Origin of the sequence: Candidatus Regiella endosymbiont of Tuberolachnus salignus, from assembly GCF_964020115.1 — a bacterium.
Lineage (GTDB): Bacteria > Pseudomonadota > Gammaproteobacteria > Enterobacterales > Enterobacteriaceae > Regiella > Regiella insecticola.
Map to the genome: position 1 here is coordinate 2985002 of NZ_OZ026542.1, position 19306 is coordinate 3004307.

Genomic DNA, 19306 nt, shown 5'->3' on the forward strand with positions numbered 1-19306 from the left:
GGGTATCCATCACATCACTACAAAGCTTAATATCATTGGGAAAAAAATTTTTTCCCAAATTAAAGATCAGAGCGATTTGTGTCGCTTTGTCGGTATGAGAAGAATTCTTGCCAATTTTTGGTTTATTAATAGAGGGATCTTATGACTGAAATCAATCGCCGTACCGAGAATTATCAACCACCGAGAAATGCTACTAAAAAAGACACCGCCGAACCCAAGGTTCGTCAGCCTGATCAAGGTACTCCAGGAAACTATAATATTCTCGATAAGTATAGTGAAGACATGCGTCGAAGCTTTAATATTATCGATAAGCATAGTGAAGAATTGCGTCGGATGGATTATGTCGATCAAGAGCGGGTAAAGAAATTAAAAGCTAATTTATTAAACATTGAAGCACAAATTCGGCGGCGTAATTTTGCCGATCAGGCAGCTAAAGATACGATGAATTTCTACAATAAAGGCCGTATAAAATGAACGCAACCCAAAGTCTAAAACAGCTGCTTTTAACTATTCAGACGGATCGAAAATATTATATTGCTCTAGAAAAATTGCTATTGAAACAACGCCAATATGTTATTCGATATCAATCGGCAAAATTATTAGCAGTGAATGATCATTTAACTGAGCTTTATCAAGCCTTATCCCAAACCACAATGGAGCGCATCGCGCTCCTAAAAGAGCTAAAAGTTGCTCCCAATAAAGAAGGACTGCAAACACTGTTTAATCGTTTGCCAGAACAGTACCGCGAGCATGTCACCGCACTATGGGCAGATTTAGAACAACGTGTCAAAAATTGCCAACAACAAAATCAACGTAATGGGCAATTATTGTCAATGCAAAAGGATATTTTGACATCGTCATTTAATTATCAAGAGGAATTTATTTACGCAGGGTAATGCCACAACGATTTTTTATCTCTATAAAGATTGGATGGTTTCTCTTATTAAATAATATTTATAATCCTGTAATGATTTATTGCTTATCATGTAATTATCTATTTGTTTTTCGCATCAGTTTATAGTTTATCTTATCCTCATCGTAAAAAAATTATATGATTAATAAAAATAACGTACTTATAACCTTCATCATTTTTATCACTCTTTTTATATTAGTGTCACAAACGATAAATATCGAATTAATTGCACTTAAAAAATGTATTGATAATATGCCAGAAAATATGATTATCACTATCAAACAGACAGTAAAGCAGACGATCAAACAAACAGTAAAGCATGGTATAGCAGAATCATCCTAATTTTATTCTGCTATATTAGTTAAAATATACCTTTATTGTTTAATCACCCTGTTTGAAAAGTAACTGATCTCTAATTTTATGAACGTTACTTAGTATGATTACGTGACCAAGATTGGCTGGCAATACCATCAGCAATTTTTCTTTCTTTACGCATTTGCTCAAGCAATATTTTCTGCTGTTGTTTTTCTAATATTATTTGTACGATTTTTTCTTGACAAGATTCCTGTTTTAAACTGGTTTGTATTTTTTTTATTTTATTCTCTTCGGATTTTTTTTCTTGCTCTTGCCAATTAATTATTCCCTGAATATTTTTTTTATAATTAGACATGTTGGCCATTTTAAGCGCAGAGCAGCGGCTATTAATAGAATGCTTTCCATTTGATAAAGCGAGTAAGTCATTAATATTTTTTTCATAAATTAGACATATTTTTTTTTGTTGTGCTAATTGGCTAATTAATGTATTTACTTTTTGATGACGTAATTGTAATAGTTTTTCCAGTATAGAAATCATCTGCGTTTATCTCTATTAGGGTTATCTTCGTGCTACGAATAGCGGTTTTGTAGGAGCTTATTCGAAATCTTCTTGAGCGACGCTCAATTGAGGAAAAAATGCGCGAAAAAGCGCCGTTCCCTTTTATACTTAATGCAGAGCGTAAATAAACATTTTGAGCGCGTTTTTGACAAAAGACTGCTTGCAAAACCATAGCGAGGGGTGTGAATTCAATGCGCTCGGCGTACAGCAACCTTCACTGCCATATGAGTACATGAGGATTGCGAGCACCGAGCACCGCCGAATTCACACCACGCAGTTATGCGAACACAAGATATTTCGAAGATGTTCTACGTCCAACTTTGATAAAGCTCAGCAAGGTGATCAAGTGTTGCCACCAAGGAAGCTGATTGATCGACTTCTTGATGTAGAAAACGCGCTATCGCTGGATAATGCTTGACGGCTCTATCGGCGTGCTGATCAACTCCTGCGACATACCCTCCTAATGGAATCAAAGGTTTAAGCTCAATATAATCAGCATACAATCGTTTTAAACTCCGTGCCGATCGGCGGTGTTCGACACTGGTCACTTGACTCATGCAGCGGCTAATCGATTGTCCCATATCAATCGCGGGATAATGCCCGCTTTCTGCCAATTGGCGTGACAACACAATATGCCCATCCAATACTGCCCTGGCACAATCAACGATGGGATCTTGCTGATCATCTCCTTCGGCTAAAACAGTATAAATCGCTGTCATAGTACCATTACCGTTACTGTTCCCCGCACTTTCTACCAAACGGGGGATCACCCCGAACGCAGAAGGCGGGTAACCTTTAGTCACGGGCGGTTCACCGAGTGAGAGAGAAATTTCACGTTGAGCCATCGCATAGCGTGTTAAAGAATCAACCAATAACAAGACGTCTTTACCTTTATCGCGATAATAAGTTGCAATCGAATGGCAGATTTCACTCGCTTTGATCCGCATTAATGCGGATTCATCCGCAGGAGAAGCAACCACCACCGATTTTTTCATCCCTGCCGCCTGTAATGCATGTTCAATAAATTCATTAACTTCTCTTCCCCGTTCACCAATCAACCCAACCACCACCACATCAGCCTGGGTATAACGTGTGATCATCCCCAAAAGCACACTTTTACCCACGCCACTCCCCGCCATCAAACCCACTCGCTGCCCCTTACCGATAGTCAATAGGCCATTGATAGCTTTGATCCCCACATCAAGGGGCTCGGAGACGGCGCGACGCATCAGCGGATGGATTTGTGGTAACTGCTGCATCAAAGGGGTTTCTCCGCCCAAGTCTCCTTTTCCGTCGATAGGCTCTCCTAAACCATTCACCACCCGGCCTAGCCAACTGTCACCAATAAGTTGTTTATTTTCTTCGATTTTCGGGAACACGCGTGCTCCAGCAATAAGACCATGTGGCGGTTTAAACGGCATAAGATAGGTCACATCTCGATCAAAACCCACGACCTGTGTTTCAATCAAAGTGTCGTCAATATTTTCAACCCGGCAGCGCTGGCCAATAGCCAGAGGGCAACCAGTACACTCAAGTAACATGCCGTTAACACGAACTAGACGCCCTGAAACACGAACAAGATTAATATTTTCAATAGATTTTAATGCATTATCTAAAATGGAATGATCAGAGACAGTGTCACAGGTGCCCTCGACGCTATCTATACCGTTCGCTTTTGTGTTGGCTGCGGGTGCTCGCCGAATCACGTCGTTGTCTACGCTCATCGGTCTCACGCCCTGGCCGCCTAGCGGCAACTTCAAAGACGAACGGTATACATCTACAATGGGGTGATCAACAAGCGGATCCATAACATCAGTCATGAGTACTATCCGTTAGTAAATGACTTTTTAATGCATCAACACATTGATCCAAACGGTGTTGACAACCGACATCTATTTCAGTGCTTTCCGTTACAACACGGCATTCCCCCGCTTGCATAGCAGGATCGGCGCGCAACCCCCATGCCTCTACCTTTTCTGGTGCAACATCATTGATACGACTCAATTCTTCAGCATTAAGATAAACGGTCAGTTGTTTCGGCATGGAAGGTAAACCGGCTAAAGCTTCTTCTACTAGCGTCAATAACTGTGTTGGCTGTAATGCCAGTTCACAGCGGATCACCTGACGAGTCACTCGCTCGACCAATTTAACTAACTCGTCTCGCCGACGGCTTTCATACTGATTCAAATAGTCCTGCATCGCAGTAGATAGCGTAGAAAAAGGTTTGCTTGCCTGGCTAAAAAGGGCTTTACCCGAGGCTCTTCCTTCGGCACGCCCTCTTTTCATGCCTTCGTCGTAACCTAAATTGACCCCTTCTTGGTATCCTTCTTCTTTACCATCGAGCATCCCCTTGGTGAAACCTTGTTCAACCCCTTGCTGAAAACCTTGCTGTAACTGTTTTTGGTATTCTGCTGGTGTCAAGCCGAGGCTATGCTGCTCTTCTAACAATGGCGGAGGGGTTTGACACAAGGGGGGAAATTGATGTAGCCGATATTTATACCCTTCGCCTTTGAATCTGCCGCCTTGTTGGCTGCGGGCGGTCGCCGAATCACCTCGTTGTCTACGCTCATCGGTCTCACGCCCTGGCCGCCTAGCGGCAACTTCAACGGCTGTGGGTATAGCCTCTCCCATACCTATTTTATTATTTTTATTCAGCATGTTAATTACTCCACAGTCTGTTCGGCGAAGAGCTGTACTTCAATCTCCCCTCCTTCTGCCAATTCACGCACTCTCGCCATAATTTCTTTACGTACTTGTTCAACTCGGCTGACAGTGACCGGCCCCATACGATCAGTAATATTCTGTAGCTGTTGAATTTGGCGTTTTGGTAACACATCGAAAATGGCTTTACGTAATATCGACTCGGTTCCTTTTAAAGCGATGGCCCAATCACTCATCGGTACATCATCAACGATACGTTGCAACGTCGGTGCTGATTGACGGCTCAGAATAAAAAATTCATACATTTCATCTTTCAATTCGTTAAGCACATTTTCGTCACGCTCCCCTAACTGTTCCAAAAGCTGCTGTTGATTACTCGGAATACGATTAACAATATTGGCTGCCTGTTTTATTCCCAAAACTTTAGATCCATGCTCAGAGAGCAAGGTTACACCGCGCTCAATAAGACGATCTAACTCATTGACCACATCATGATTAACATCATCTAATTTAGCGATACGGTACAAAACATTATCTTGTCGATCTCTATCCAGATAAGAGAGCACTTCAGCAGCAACATCCGCCGGCAAAAACGCAAGGAAGACCGCTTGTAACTGCAAATGTTCTTGCTCAATAAGCGCCGAGAGTTGTACCGGGTCGATCCATTGTAGACGCGCCATTCGATGACGAATTTCATCGCCATAAATACCATTAATCACACTCTTAGCAATTTCACCCCCTAATGCTTTTTCTAAAATGCTTTGTAAATAGCTGCGGGAAGCGCCGTTAATACCACTTTGTTCACGGTAAGCACGAAAAAAATCATTCAATGCTTCACGCGCCTGGATCAATTTTACGCCTTGCAGCCGTGACATAGTTTCACTGATACAAAGGACTTCTTCACGACTCAATTTTTTCATTACGGCAGCGGCGGCGTCTTCCCCCATGCTTAACAGTAAGATACCGGCCTGATCTAAACGTGTTCGGATTTCTTTCCCCACCGGTGTTTCGGGTTGATTAACTTTCTCTAGTATCGGGTTCTGCTCGGGTTCGTTCATTACTATTAATCCATTGTTTAATAACTTCGGCTACACGGTCGGTTTCAGAATAAGCCAGCATCTGCATATGGCTAATTTTGGTTTCAAGACCCGAAGCCGGTGAGGGCAAATCGTCTTCTTCTTGGAATGAAGATTTTGGTAGCACGTCGGCTAATACTTTTTCATCATTGATTTTCGGAGCAGCATCACCCATGGCTGCTGTTGTTTCGGGCGTCAGATTTTGTGGTTGATCAGGTGATGCAACCGATGTCGACGATGTTTGCTCTTCACGTGTCACACGTTGTATTAAAGGGCGAACCCCAAACCACAAGAAAAAGAATGCGATTAAACCTATTCCGCCCATTTGCGCCCATCGTAAAGCCGCTGGCTCTTGCCACCAGGGTAAAGGTGTTTCTTCGTATTCAGTTTGTGGTGTAAAGGTGATCAGATTCATCGTCAGCGAATCTCCACGATCAAAATTAATCCCGGCCGCATCGATCGCTAAGCGTTTTAGTTCATCGAGTTGTGGGGTTGTCCATTGCTCCAGCGCGGAGGCAGCTTTATTCAATACAATGGCCACCGTCATTTTTTCCAGCTTATAACTGGGATGACGCACATGACGAATATCGCGATCATAGGCAAATTTACGCTGGGATTGGCTACGATTGAGCATCGTGGAGGGTGATTGGGCATTATTTTTTGCCGCCGGCTGATTACTTAATGTACCGGGGATGCCCATAGCACGTTCATCGCTACTGCTTTCCTGATTGACATTTTCATCTAGGGTTCGCGGATCCGCGCCGTAACGCTCTAGTGTCTCCTCGATATTACTGAGGTCCAATTGCGTAGTCACACTGATACGGTAGTTATTGGCGCCAACAATAGGATTGAGTAGGTTAGCCACGTTTTTTTCCACTGCCAGTTGCAGCTTACGAGCCAATTCTGGCCCTGATTTGAGCGTTGACAAGCCATTATTACTGTTCTGATAACCTTCAGAAAGCAATTCACCATTTTGATTGATAACCCGAACCTGTGATGCTTTCATCCCCGGAACACTACCGGAAACCAATTGAATAATGGCACCCACTTGTTCAGGAGTCAGTTGATGGCGGGGTTTTAAACGTAAGATAACAGAAGCACTGCTGTCGGGTTTTGTGGTAATGACGAAAGAACTGGCTTCGCTCATCCCCAAATGCACCCGAGCGTATTCAACCGCATCTAGCGCCATGACACTCTGAGCCAACTCACCTTCTAGGCTGCGTTTATAGCGGACGTTCTGCATAAATTGGCTACTGCCTAGCATCGTTTCTTTATCCATTAGCTCATAGCCAACCGGTAAAGCCGCGGTGATACCTTTTGCGGCCAATGCCATGCGCGCCCTGCCTAACTGATTTTCTGCGACTAAAATTTGGCCGTTATCCGGGTTGACCCGATATGGAATCGATTCGCTGCCTAAGACCTCCACCACTTGGGTCGTTGGAATTTGTTCCTGTGAACCAAATAATACGGTGTAGCTTTGCGAACTACGCCAAAGACTAAAAATGATCGCGCCACTGATCATGGCCGCTGCGATCCCCATTAAGACCACATTTTTATTTTTGCCTAACCGAATGGGTGGCAATTTTTGTTTGAGTTTATCTAACACCGTTTTACCTTAAAGCGACGTGTTCATGGTTTCAGTTATTGCAGTCAGGAGCTTTTCTGACACTTTGTGAGTAGCCGAAAAAGCAATACTGGCTTTTTCATTCGCGATCATGGTGCCTGTTAAATCGTCACTAAGCCCCATGTCTATTGCCTCTTGTTTTTGACTGGCCACGTGTTGCAAAGCATCTACGCTATCAACGGCCTCTTCCAGAACAGACAAGAAAGAACCATGAATTCTGTCCTTTCTGTCTTTTCTATCCTTATCCATTGTTAATCCGTCATTGGCATAGGGTTTAGCTGATTCGATATAGGGCGTGTAATGCGCTATTGCTGCCAGTTGACGCATTTCTTGCAACATGAAGGCTTGCCCCAAATGTCCCTTAATAGGCTCAAGGTGGTTGCATTCATCCGTTATATCCATTTTTTTTCCTTAATCATTTATACCCTTCGCCTTTCAAGTTACGGCGGCGTTGGCAGTGATCTCTCATCCTCTGTCATGTACTATTTGTACACTCCTGGGAATTCGATTGATTGCTGCCTTGCCGTAACTCGAAATTCATTGGGTATATGAGTAACACTCGATATTGATGCCTTCTTCACGCATGGAAGCGAGGCGATAACGCAAAGCCCTTGGGGTGATTCCTAAAAATGCCGCAGTTTTTGCTTTGCTACCTTGGTTACGTTGCAATAAATCAACAATATATTGATATTCAGCTAAACGCCCTCTTAATTTGATATTACTTTTCTTTTCATTATTATTTGCTATATAGTGTCGTCATGAGATCTTGAGCCATAGAGCAAGGCATCGTATTTGTACAGCAGCGAGAAAAGAGGAGGTATTTTTTGCATAACGAGTAGCAATACCTCGCCAGCGCTTTAGGTGCAGAAAAGCATTTTCCACGAGATGTCGATGCTTGTAGAGCGCTTTATCGTACTCACGTTGAATTTTACGATTCTTTTTAGGTGGTATTACGATTTGCATGCCGGCTTCTTCTGCTTTTTTAATGATGTTATCACTGTCATAGCCCTTGTCAGCCAACAGATATTCTGCTGCAATACCTTTGGTTAAATTCGTTGCTTGCTGACAATCTGCTGTGGTACCTGATGTAATAAAAATTCTGACCGGCATACCATGCGCATCCACGGCCAGATGTATCTTACTGTTGAGCCCCCTTTTGTGCGCTCCATATCCTGATTACCGCCTTTTGCGCCTGCTGCATGAGGGTGAACTTTGCTATGAGTGGCATCAATCATCAGCCATTCAAAATCTGGCTCCACAATCAGCGCTTCGAGCAGAGACTCCCATAGCCCCTTGTCACGCCAGCGGCAAAACCGGCGATGAGTATTTTTCCAACCGCCATAATCAGGCGGTAAATCACGCCAGGGAGCGCCGGTTCTCAATATCCAGAAAACAGCATTAATAAACTGCCTGTTATCTCTGGCTATGCCACCCCAAGTGCCTTTTCTCCCCGGGAGATGAGCTTCCAATAGGCTCCAAACATGATCGGATATATCGTGGCGGCGATGGGCTAAATTCATTCCCGAATCATCTTTCATTATTGAATCATCTCAACAGTTGTCGTTATTTGTTACATGATAATATATTTTTTATTACGTGACGACACTACTTAGGTGGCTCGCATTTTTTGCTGGATATTCTATCTGGATAGTGTCTGTTGAGAGAGGCAAGCCTAAATCTGAGAAATCAATTACGCCATCACGACTCATAATAATGCCACGTTGGATAACATTTTCTAATTCCCGCACATTACCCGGCCAACTATATGTTTGTAATCTTTGCTTGGCTTCGAGTGTTAATTGTATTTTTACTTTCAAAAAATCATGGTACTTCTTAATAAATTGCTGCACTAATGGTTGAATATCTTCTGGACGTTCACGTAAAGGTGATATATGGATAGGGACGACTGAAAGACGATAAAAAAGATCTTGCCTAAAACGCCCTTCAGCTATTTCCAGTTCTAAATTTTTATTGGTTGATGCTATTATTCTAATATCAAGTGGAATTGTTTTTTGTCCACCAAGGCGTTCAACTTCTTGCTCTTGTAAAACGCGCAATAATTTCACTTGCAGTGCCAATGGCATATCACCAATTTCATCGAGTAATAATGTTCCTCCATTTGCTTGCTCAAATTTTCCGGGAACACTGGCAATAGCGCCAGTGAAAGCTCCCTTTTCGTAGCCAAATAAAATAGCTTCTAACATACTTTCAGGAATGGCAGCGCAATTAACCGCAACATAAGGTGAATTTTCTCCGATGGCTTTTTGATGAATATATTTTGCTATACATTCTTTACCGGTTCCTGTTTCGCCAGTGATCAGTACCGGAATATTAAAGTCAGCCACTCGGCGTGCAAGGGTAAATACATTCACGCTAGACGGAGAATGAGCAACAAAACCATGATCATTTTTAGATAATAAGTTCATAGTGATATTCATCATAATGTGTTTTCACCCTGAAAAATAAATCCTGTAGACGATGAATCAACAAGGATACAAAATTATTGCCTCAGTAAAATTTTTACCTAAATCTGATTAAGTTAATTGATAAGCAATATTTAATCATTGAAAAAAAGTATACAGATAACAAAGTAAAAAATAACTTTAAAAAAAAATTAAAAAAATTAATTCATTTAAAATCAACAAGTTAATCTAAATTAATTAATTTAATTAAGAACTAATAAATAAATAAATAATAAAATATCTATTGTGCAGTTCTGTAATAGCATGTCTAATTAACGCCTGTATAATTCTAATATCTGTGAATGTCGCTGCATCTTCTGATTATGCGGTAAAAATAAGCAGGGGCTAATATAATATTTTTGGATGAAAAAATGCAGTTAGAAAAAATCAAAGCAAAAATCTATAATGGTGAGCAATTATCTGATATAAAAAAACTCGATATCAATAAGCTTGGGCGCCCTTACTATAAATTACCAAAAATAATTGCGGATTATTTTGATATTCTAGATGCTAAAATTAGCTTTTTTTTCTTAAAAAAATACCGGGTGAACTTATCATTAAAAAATGTTACTACCGAGATGGATTGTAGTCATAAAAATACCAAAATATTTAGCAGTAAATTAGGGCATGTTGCTTTTGATACAGAACGAAATTTTTTGCTTAATATTTTGAATGATTACTATGGACTAAGTAAAAACAGCGTTATTGAACCCAGTATACATGTTCCTATTACGCAAACAGAAGACAGATTAAAAAATAAGTTGGGTCTTGAATTAACTGAATTATTTTTAAATCATGATGATTTTGGTGAGAAGTTAGCATTTAAAACAACCAATGGTGTTTTTATTAAACAATGGTCTTATCGGCTAATATTTTCATTAGCCGGCGATGAACAACATGTTTTTTATATTCTGCTTGATGCGAATCACGCTGATAGAATTCTGCATTCTCAAGATGCTAATGATGAAGAAAATAAAAAAACCACGGATAATAATTCACCATTACCTTTAGAAAAACTATTTAATAAATTACCGATTAGTTTAAATATTAAGTTAATCAGCGTTAATCTAACACTAGCTGAATTAAAAGCGCTCGAAAAAGGAGAGATTATTAGCATATCAATGCCTGATCATTTCCCGGTTTTTATCGGCACTGAACAGATATTCAGTGCCATCATTACAGAAAATCGTGGAAAGCTCTTCCTTACCGAGTTCAATGAAAAAAATAGACTTATACCCAATGAATTTCGAGTTATGGCCAGGGGGTGAGGCCGATGAACGTAGACATACCATGAGGCGAGCACCCGCAGACAACAAAGCCGTAACTTGAAAGGCGAAGGGTATATAGCTATGCAAGAAGTCTAATGATATACCCACAGCCCTTGAAGTTGCCGCTAGGCGAGAGTGTGAGGCCGATGAGCGTGGACATATAGCTGAAGCAGTTTAATTTGATTCAAGGCGAAGGAGCGAAGACAGTACAAATAGTACGGCAAGCGACGACAACACTTAAATCAAATTAAAATGATTTAGCTATACCATGAGGCGAACACCCGCAGCCAACAACACGGCAGCTTCAAAGGCGAAGGATATAAACAGTCCTGAACGGAGAAATACCATGACTAATGAGCAAAAAGAGTTAAATGACGATCTTGATCTCGATTTTATTCTGCCAGAGGATAAGACAGTAGAGGCAGAGGATACATCAGAGGCCGTTCCGGCGGTTGAATCTAAAGAGCCCTCGCTATCTGAAACCCATGCGGCCAAACAAGCACTGGCTGAAAAAGCGCATAAGCTATCCCTGCTTCATCGTATTCCTGTCACACTGACACTCGAGGTAGCTTCTACTGAAATGTCACTCGCTGAATTAATGTCAATTAATAACACCTCGGTGGTTGAGCTAAACAAGCTCGCTGGCGAACCTCTTGACATAAAAGTGAATGGCATTTTGTTTGGTAAGGCTGAAGTCGTGGTGTGTAACGATAAATATGGCCTACGTATTCTCGAGCTTAATAATCGCGATTTGGATGAGTTAGCGCTATGACTGTACGGCGCTATTTAAAACATGCCCCTTTTTTACTGTTAATCGCTGGGTTGCTCTGCTCTCCTGTTTTAATGGCTCAAGATGGGGGGATTACCCTTTTTAGCACCACTTCGACAGCAAATGGGCAGGATTACAATGTAAAAATTGAAATTCTTATCTTGATGGCGCTGCTGAGTTTGCTGCCTATCCTGTTTTTAATGATGACTTGCTTTACTCGTTTTGTTATCGTCCTGGCGATTTTACGCCAGGCATTAGGATTACAACAAAGCCCGCCCAACAAAATTTTGGTCGGCATTGCTATGGCGCTAACATTCATGATTATGCGCCCCGTGTGGACAAAAATTCACGATAGCGCCGTAATCCCTTTTCAAAATGACGAAATCACACTCAAACAAGCACTGGCCAATGCTCAAATTCCACTCAAAAGTTTTATGTTAGCGCAGACCAGTGTCACATCATTAGAACAAATGATGAAAATAGCACAGGTTACAGGCTCGGCGGCTGAGCAAGATCTCAGTGTAATCACGCCTGCTTATATACTCAGTGAATTAAAAACGGCTTTTCAAATTGGTTTTATGATTTATCTGCCTTTTTTAATGATTGACTTGATTGTTGCCAGTATTTTGATGGCAATGGGCATGATGATGATGTCACCATTAATTGTCTCTTTACCCTTTAAGTTAATGTTATTCGTACTTTGTGATGGTTGGACACTTATTGTCGGAACCTTAACCGCTAGCGTACGAGGGATATAAACATGATGACCATGGATATTGCTGGAGATATTGTTGCTCAAGGGGTCAGTTTAGTTTTAATCATTTCGATGGTTGCTATTATACCCAGCCTATTAATTGGCTTATGTGTCAGTATTTTTCAGGCCACCACACAAATTAATGAACAAACGTTAAGCTTTTTACCCCGTCTGAGCATGACCTTATTAGTATTGATTTTTGCGGGTAAATGGATGATGACTCGATTGCATGATTTCACTGTTGCTATTTTCACTCAAGCGGCTCAGCTAGTGGGATAACATTGATGGAAATCAATATTCAGGCGTTGACCACCCCCTTATTTGCATTATGGTTACCCTTTGTGCGCATCCTGTCTTTTTTGCATTTTTGCCCTGTCTTAAGCCAAAAAGCATTTAATGTAAAAGCTAAGGTTGGCTGCGCCTTAGTGCTCGCAATATTAATTACACCGATGCTACAGCAAAATATTGTCTTAACAGATTTATTATCGATGCATCAAGTGTTATTAATTAGCGAGCAGATTTTATGGGGTTGGTTGTTTGGTTCAATATTGAGTTTAATTTTTATTGCGCTGCAAACCGCCGGGCAAATTTTGTCAATGAATATGGGGCTTGGGATGGCGGCGATGAACGATCCCGGTAGTGACGTATCAACCACTGTTATTTCGCAAATCATATTTGTTTTTAGTGTGTTAATATTTTTTACTATTGACGGCCATTTGCTCTTCATCACCATTTTATATAAAGGTTTTACTTATTGGCCTATCGGCGATGCTATTAATGCGTTTTCATTGCGATCATTGGCATTAAGTCTTAGTTGGATTTTTTCATCAGCCACACTATTAGCCTTACCCACTACTTTTATTATGCTACTGGTTCAAGGTGTATTTGGCTTGTTAAACCGAGTATCACCGACACTTAATCTTTATTCACTCGGTTTTCCCATTAGTATGTTATTCGGTCTATTTTGTTTAGTGCTGATAATAACCAATATACCTGATCATTATCTTCATTTGAGTAATGAGATATTAACTCAGCTAGATAAAATGAAGGGTTATTGATGTCAAATAGCAGCGGCGAAAAAAGTGAAAAACCAACACAGCGAAAATTATCCAAAGCACGGAAAAAAGGAGATATCGCGCGATCAAAAGATATTTCTATGGCCGCAGGATTATTAACTGCTTTTATCACTATCACTTTATTTTTTCCTTATTATAAAAAGTTATGTGAAGAGTCATTTATTGCTATTAGTATTATGTCCGGCAAGCTTGATGATAATGGCGCTATGGAGCAATTTATATTGCGTCATTTATTCGTTATTTTTAAATTTATCGCGACACTATTGCCGATTCCTTTAGCGAGTATTATTGCTTCTTTAGTTCCCGGTGGCTGGATTTTCACCCCATCAAAATTAATACCTGATTTAAAGAAGCTGGATCCTATTAGCGGTGTTAAACGTTTATTCGCTATCAGTCACTTGATTGATGTAATGAAAATGTTATTGAAATGCAGCCTATTACTTTTTACGCTGTATATTATGGTGAAAAATCATCTGGCAGAATTAATCTATTTGCAATCGATTCACCTGCAAGAAGCGATTTCTTCAGGATTCGATAATTATCATCATATATTGACTTATTTTATCGCCATTATCGTGATTTTTGCATTACTTGATTTTCCATTGAGCAAATATTTATTTACCAAAAAAATGAAAATGACTAAGCAGGAGGTTAAAGAAGAACATAAAAATAACGACGGTAACCCACAAATTAAATCACGGATACGACAATTACAGCATCAATTTTCTATGGGACAAATTAATAGAGCCGTGCCTATAGCAGATGTTGTTATTACCAACCCTATTCATTACTCAGTAGCATTGAAATACGATCCTAACAAGGCCAATGCTCCTTATATTGTTGCCAAAGGAAAAAACGATATCGCGTTATATATTCGTGAAGTTGCTAAAAAACATGGTATTGAAGTCGTGGAGCTGCCACCGCTAGCACGGGCGATATATCACACTACCCGCGTTAATCAACAAATCCCAGCCCCGCTTTATCGGGCAATAGCACAAGTACTCACTTACGTGATGCAAATAAAGTCCTGGCGAGCGGGACGGGCAAAAAAACCGACGTTGAATATCCCCACCGTCCCTGAAGTTGCCACTAGGCAGCCAGGGAGTAAGCTCGATGAGCGTAGATAGAATACGTGATTCGGCGAATACCCGCAGCCAACAACACGGCGACTTCAAGGACGATGGGGATATACCGCTAAGAATTCCTATAGAGATGTAAAAACCCATGATAAATAATAGTTTAAAAAATATTACCCACTTTTTTAAGCATACACATATCGGCGTCCCTATCTTGCTGTTATGTGTTTTAGCGATGATTATTTTGCCTCTTTCGCCTTTGGTATTAGATATCCTCTTTACTTTTAATATTGTGTTGTCAGTTTTAGTATTGCTGGTGAGTGTTAATAGCAAGAGGCCACTCGATTTTGCTGTTTTCCCGACTATATTACTTATCACCACATTAATGCGCTTAACATTAAACGTCGCTTCAACTCGCGTGGTATTACTTCATGGCCATGAAGGAATAGGCGCTGCTGGTAAAGTCATCGAAGCTTTTGGCCAAGTGGTGATTGGTGGCAATTTTGTGGTTGGCTTTGTGGTATTTATCATCCTGATGATCATCAATTTTGTTGTCGTTACCAAAGGCGCGGAGCGTATCTCTGAGGTTTCCGCTCGTTTTACGCTGGATGCTTTACCGGGCAAGCAGATGGCGATAGATGCCGATCTGAATGCCGGTTTGCTCGATCAGGAACAAGCGCGCCAACGCCGCAAAGAAATTGCTAACGAAGCGGATTTTTACGGCGCAATGGATGGCGCCTCTAAATTTGTTCGTGGGGATGCTATCGCCGGTATTATGATCCTGATCATTAATGTGATTGGTGGCGTATGTATTGGTATTTTTAAATATGATCTCGATGCCAGCCAATCTTTTCAGCAGTATGTGCTATTGACGATTGGTGACGGCCTGGTGGCTCAGATCCCTTCGTTATTACTCGCCACGGCAGCGGCTATTATCGTTACACGCGTTAGCGATGGTGGTGATATGAGTGATGAAGTCAAAGATCAACTCCTTGCCAAACCTAATGTTTTGTATGCAGCGGCATTTGTCATGTTTATCCTCGCTATCGTCCCTGGCATGCCGCATATCGCGTTTCTCAGTTTTACCGCTTTACTGATCTTTGCCGCTTGGCGACAAGGCAAAAAAATTCAGCAAGGCAAATCTGAACCGAACATTCACACCATTACACAAGCCATCTCTTCTGACGAAGTGCTTAATATCAGTTGGGATAGCATCCCAACTATCGAACCTATTGCGCTGACATTGGGGTATAAATTAGTCACCTTGGTCGATAAAGAAAAAGGAAATACGCTTACTCAAAGAGTACGGGGTGCCCGACAAATTATTTCTGAAACCTGTGGCATATTGATTCCTGAAGTTCGTATTCGAGAAAATTTTCGTCTGAAACCAACGCAATATTCTATTAATATTAATAACGTCAAGGTCGCCGAAGGTGAAGTGCATGTCAATAAATTGATGGCTATCCCCACCCCTGAGTTATACGGTGAAATCGATGGGATATTGGATAACGATCCGGCTTATGGCATCGCCATTGTTTGGATTGATCCTGAGGAGAAACCTCAGGCGCTAGGGCTAGGCTATCAGGTGGTCGATTGTGCGAGTGTATTGGCGACCCATGTCAATAAAGTCGTACGTCACCATCTGCCCGAGTTGTTTAATTATGATGATATTACGCCACTACACGGACGATTGGCTACATTATCACCCCGTTTAGCCGAAGATCTGGCCACGACGCTAAATTTTAGTCAATTATTGCGCATCTATCGTCAACTATTGGCTGAGCAAGTGCCGTTAAAAGATATCGTACGTATTGCGGCCACACTGATAGAAAGCGCGGCGATAACCAAAGATCCGATGTTATTGACCGCCGATGTGCGCTATGCGTTACGTCATGCTATCGTCAACGAATTAAATAAAGGTAAAAAAGATCTACCGGTTTATACCATCAATAATAAGCTAGAAAACATATTGCTTGAGGCATTAAATCATGCACAGCAAACCAGTAAAGTCGCGCTAGATAATTTCCCTGTTGACCCTAATATTTTAAATCAGTTACAAAAAAATATGCCGATCATTAAAGAAAAAATGAAAGCGCAAGGCAACGCGCAGATACTATTGGTAGCACCGCAAATCAGGCCGATCATCGCGCGTTATGCTCGGCTATTTGCTGAAGGCTTAAATGTCCTCTCTTATAATGAGATACCCGATAATATTGATTTGGATATCGTGGGTACCTTGGAGTGATCAGAACGACTTAAATCTGTATGGGTCTGAGAGAGAGACGGCGATATATTTAACTACCTGCGGTAACACCTAACCTATCTGAGAACTATTTTTAAATGATAAGTAACGTAAATAACTATTATAAATAAAATTTTTTGGTATCTTTAATTACAGTAAGTTTTTTAATTAGACTTCTTGCAAAACCGTAGTTCGTGATCTGAAATCAAGGGGCTCGAAGCGCACATGAGGATTGTCAGCTCCCTGTAACATAGCATTCACATCACACAGTAGGTTATGCAAGAAGTCTATTGGTATTTAATTCAAGCTCACACTTTATCTCAGCCAAGTACTGGTGTTTAGTATGATGCTTAAGGAGTATTCATTGTGACAAATATTATTCGTCAATTTTTACGGTTAGAGGCAGCTAGTGGCCTCATTTTAATGGTTGCTGCCATTATGGCGCTCATACTAGCGAACAGCCCCCTGGATTATGTTTACCAGTTGTTTCTCGATTTACCCATTGCGGTGAAAATTGCTTCATTGGAGATCAATAAGCCACTATTGTTATGGATTAACGATGGCCTAATGGCTATTTTTTTCCTCGTAGTAGGATTAGAAGTAAAACGGGAGTTATTGAAAGGATCCCTAGCCGGATATGATAAAGCGCTCTTTCCTGCTATCGCAGCGTTAGGCGGCATGTTAGCGCCTGCTATGATCTATTTATTATTTAATGGTGCCGATGAGATAACCCGGCAAGGGTGGGCGATTCCCGCCGCCACAGATATTGCCTTTGCCTTAGGCGTGATGGCGCTATTGGGGAATCGAGTGCCGACCAGTCTAAAAGTTTTTTTATTGGCATTGGCTATTATTGATGATCTCGGTGTTATCGTTATTATTGCTTTTTTCTATACTAATCAGGTTTTTTTGCCTGCACTGTGGATTGCCGCGGCAGCAATAGCATTGTTAAGTTATATGAATTATCGCGGCATAGGGAAGACTTCAGTATATTTGAGCGTAGGACTCATACTCTGGGTAGCAATACTAAAATCAGGCGTACACGCTACCTTAGCGGGCGTTATCCTTGGTTTTATGATCCCCCTGCACACTAAAACCAAAGCTGTCCCTTCTGAAACATTAGAACATAGCCTGCATCCATGGGTTGCTTATTTAATTTTGCCATTATTTGCATTTGCAAATGCAGGCGTGGTTCTTTCAGGCGTGTCGTTGTCGGGTCTAACCACCTTATTACCCTTGGGTATTGCCTGTGGTTTATTCATCGGTAAACCGCTCGGTATCTTTCTTTTTAGTTGGTTAGCGGTTAAATCCGGTGTTGCTAAATTGCCGCATAAAATTAATCTTCAACATATTTTTGCAGTTTCTGTACTCTGTGGTATCGGATTCACCATGTCTATATTCATCGCTTCACTGGCTTTTGATGAAGTAGATAGCGCATTACTGACTTATTCCAAACTAGGCATTTTACTGGGTTCAACAGCTGCGGCAGTGACAGGTTATCTTCTGCTACGCTTAACATTATCCGATACTAAAATAACGGAATCTCATTAATTTCATCAATTGAGTGTCGCTCAAGAAGCTTTGGAACAGATTGTAATAAAAATAAGGAGATTGAAGAATGACGTTAAGTGCTCATCCAAAAAGTAAATTAATGAAGAATTTCGCTCTATTAGGGCCTTATTTGCGTGAAGAACAGTGCCAAAACGACCACTTTTTCTTTGATTGTTTAGCGATATGCGTCAATGTGAAACTGAGTGCTGAAAAACGCCAATTTTGGGGCTGGTGGATAGAGCTCAAACCTAAAGAAAGAGGATTCACTTATATTTATCAACTGGGTTTATACAGTAAAAATAAAGGTTGGCAGGCAGAAAAAATTAAGAAGCTAGAAGTACAAGCTAAGCTGGAGACAACATTGCGAACTTTTCATCAGCGATTGAACGACATGATAGCAGCAATGGAATTAACGCTTGAGCCCGCGCAAGATCACAGTGATCTCAATATTAAACTCTCGGCATAAACCACTTTTATCCATCATCAACTCGATAAGCACTGAAAACAGCCAGATCGATGACGCCTTCAGTGCTGTGCACCAGCAAATTTGGGACGTTAATCTGCTTTTTATCAAATTTAAAGCTTATTCGAAATCTTCTTTGAGCGGCGCTTAATGGATGAAAAAATGGGCGAAATATGCGGTTTTTTTGTACAAAACTATTATCAGTACATTTTCAAGAGAATTTATAGCGTAATTACCCTAAATTATATCTATCGTTTATTTTCTTTTTCTTCTATTTTATAACGCCTTTTTTTCAGATTTTTTAATTTTTTATCAAAAATAGATCTAGAGTTTATTTTTTGAACCAATAATCTTATGGGACACCTTCATTGTCACTACAAAATGGGCTATGGTGTTAATTAAGCAGAAAATAAGTAAATATAATTTTTTTAATCATTATTGAATATACATTTCATTTATATTCTTATTAGCATCGATAATTTATTTATTAAATATGCAAT

Annotated in this window: 18 protein-coding genes and 2 pseudogenes; 11 read left to right on the plus strand and 9 right to left on the minus strand. The window is 40.7% G+C overall.

Annotation, left to right across the window (positions count from 1 at the left end; genetic code table 11):
• Window positions 1-141: 141 nt before the first annotated feature.
• Window positions 142-474, plus strand: a complete 333-nt coding sequence (locus AACL30_RS14815) for a hypothetical protein (protein WP_339057143.1) — start codon at window positions 142-144, stop codon at window positions 472-474.
• Window positions 471-896 (plus strand): flagellar protein FlgN, encoded by a 426-nt coding sequence (locus AACL30_RS14820; RefSeq protein WP_339057144.1) that lies wholly within the window; start codon window positions 471-473, stop codon window positions 894-896. Before AACL30_RS14815 ends, AACL30_RS14820 begins: the two co-directional genes overlap by 4 nt.
• A 444-nt stretch (window positions 897-1340) precedes the next feature.
• Here the strand turns inward: AACL30_RS14820 and AACL30_RS14825 are convergent, their stop codons facing one another.
• The 9 genes and pseudogenes from AACL30_RS14825 to AACL30_RS14865 form a co-directional block, all read right to left on the minus strand.
• Window positions 1341-1766, minus strand: coding sequence for a flagellar export protein FliJ (locus tag AACL30_RS14825; RefSeq protein WP_339057145.1), 426 nt, complete (start codon window positions 1764-1766; stop codon window positions 1341-1343).
• Window positions 1767-2095: 329 nt separating this feature from the next.
• Window positions 2096-3607: a flagellar protein export ATPase FliI gene (gene fliI / locus AACL30_RS14830; protein ID WP_339057146.1), complete on the minus strand. Its 1512-nt coding sequence runs from the start codon at window positions 3605-3607 to the stop codon at window positions 2096-2098.
• The gene (gene fliH / locus AACL30_RS14835) at window positions 3600-4445 is read right to left on the minus strand and encodes a flagellar assembly protein FliH (RefSeq protein ID WP_339057147.1); all 846 of its coding nucleotides are present in this window, start codon (window positions 4443-4445) and stop codon (window positions 3600-3602) included. The genes fliI and fliH overlap by 8 nt, the downstream gene beginning before the upstream one ends.
• A 5-nt stretch (window positions 4446-4450) precedes the next feature.
• The gene (locus AACL30_RS14840; protein ID WP_339057148.1) at window positions 4451-5506 is read right to left on the minus strand and encodes a flagellar motor switch protein FliG; all 1056 of its coding nucleotides are present in this window, start codon (window positions 5504-5506) and stop codon (window positions 4451-4453) included.
• The gene (gene fliF / locus AACL30_RS14845) at window positions 5466-7130 is read right to left on the minus strand and encodes a flagellar basal-body MS-ring/collar protein FliF (RefSeq protein ID WP_339057149.1); all 1665 of its coding nucleotides are present in this window, start codon (window positions 7128-7130) and stop codon (window positions 5466-5468) included. Before fliF ends, AACL30_RS14840 begins: the two co-directional genes overlap by 41 nt.
• Window positions 7131-7139: 9 nt before the next feature.
• A complete protein-coding gene (locus AACL30_RS14850; RefSeq protein WP_339057150.1) occupies window positions 7140-7550 on the minus strand; it encodes a flagellar hook-basal body complex protein FliE in 411 nt (136 codons plus the stop codon).
• A 135-nt stretch (window positions 7551-7685) separates the two neighbouring features.
• Window positions 7686-7874, minus strand: a pseudogene (locus tag AACL30_RS14855) (helix-turn-helix domain-containing protein); the annotation flags it as partial.
• A 30-nt stretch (window positions 7875-7904) separates the two neighbouring features.
• Window positions 7905-8668 (minus strand): IS5 family transposase gene (locus AACL30_RS14860; RefSeq protein ID WP_422389587.1). Its coding sequence is split into 2 segments (ribosomal slippage): window positions 7905-8308 and window positions 8308-8668, totalling 765 coding nucleotides; the frame shifts between segments, so codons are not numbered across the junction.
• Window positions 8669-8806: 138 nt separating this feature from the next.
• Window positions 8807-9589: pseudogene (locus AACL30_RS14865) on the minus strand (sigma-54 interaction domain-containing protein); the annotation flags it as partial.
• Between the two features lie 392 nt (window positions 9590-9981).
• Between AACL30_RS14865 and AACL30_RS14870 the strand changes: the two are divergent.
• The 9 genes from AACL30_RS14870 (at window position 9982) to crl (ending at window position 18809) form a co-directional block, all read left to right on the plus strand.
• Complete coding sequence (locus AACL30_RS14870) at window positions 9982-10878, plus strand: FliM/FliN family flagellar motor switch protein (RefSeq protein WP_339057151.1); 897 nt, start codon at window positions 9982-9984, stop codon at window positions 10876-10878.
• 346 nt (window positions 10879-11224) lie between these two features.
• The gene (fliN, locus tag AACL30_RS14875; protein ID WP_339057152.1) at window positions 11225-11650 is read left to right on the plus strand and encodes a flagellar motor switch protein FliN; all 426 of its coding nucleotides are present in this window, start codon (window positions 11225-11227) and stop codon (window positions 11648-11650) included.
• A complete protein-coding gene (gene fliP, locus AACL30_RS14880) occupies window positions 11647-12405 on the plus strand; it encodes a flagellar type III secretion system pore protein FliP (RefSeq protein ID WP_339057153.1) in 759 nt (252 codons plus the stop codon). The genes fliN and fliP overlap by 4 nt, the downstream gene beginning before the upstream one ends.
• Window positions 12406-12407: 2 nt before the next feature.
• A complete protein-coding gene (fliQ, locus tag AACL30_RS14885) occupies window positions 12408-12680 on the plus strand; it encodes a flagellar biosynthesis protein FliQ (RefSeq protein ID WP_339057154.1) in 273 nt (90 codons plus the stop codon).
• Window positions 12681-12685: 5 nt separating this feature from the next.
• On the plus strand, window positions 12686-13459 hold the full coding sequence (gene fliR, locus AACL30_RS14890) for a flagellar biosynthetic protein FliR (RefSeq protein WP_339057155.1): 774 nt from the start codon (window positions 12686-12688) through the stop codon (window positions 13457-13459).
• Complete coding sequence (gene flhB / locus AACL30_RS14895) at window positions 13459-14604, plus strand: flagellar biosynthesis protein FlhB (protein ID WP_339057156.1); 1146 nt, start codon at window positions 13459-13461, stop codon at window positions 14602-14604. Before fliR ends, flhB begins: the two co-directional genes overlap by 1 nt.
• 97 nt (window positions 14605-14701) lie before the next feature.
• Window positions 14702-16798, plus strand: coding sequence for a flagellar biosynthesis protein FlhA (locus tag AACL30_RS14900; RefSeq protein WP_339057157.1), 2097 nt, complete (start codon window positions 14702-14704; stop codon window positions 16796-16798).
• A 363-nt stretch (window positions 16799-17161) separates the two neighbouring features.
• Window positions 17162-18343 carry a Na+/H+ antiporter NhaA gene (gene nhaA / locus AACL30_RS14905; RefSeq protein ID WP_339057158.1) on the plus strand — a complete coding sequence of 394 codons (1182 nt, stop codon included), beginning with the start codon at window positions 17162-17164 and terminating at the stop codon, window positions 18341-18343.
• A 67-nt stretch (window positions 18344-18410) separates the two neighbouring features.
• The gene (gene crl / locus AACL30_RS14910; protein WP_339057159.1) at window positions 18411-18809 is read left to right on the plus strand and encodes a sigma factor-binding protein Crl; all 399 of its coding nucleotides are present in this window, start codon (window positions 18411-18413) and stop codon (window positions 18807-18809) included.
• Window positions 18810-19306: the final 497 nt, after the last annotated feature.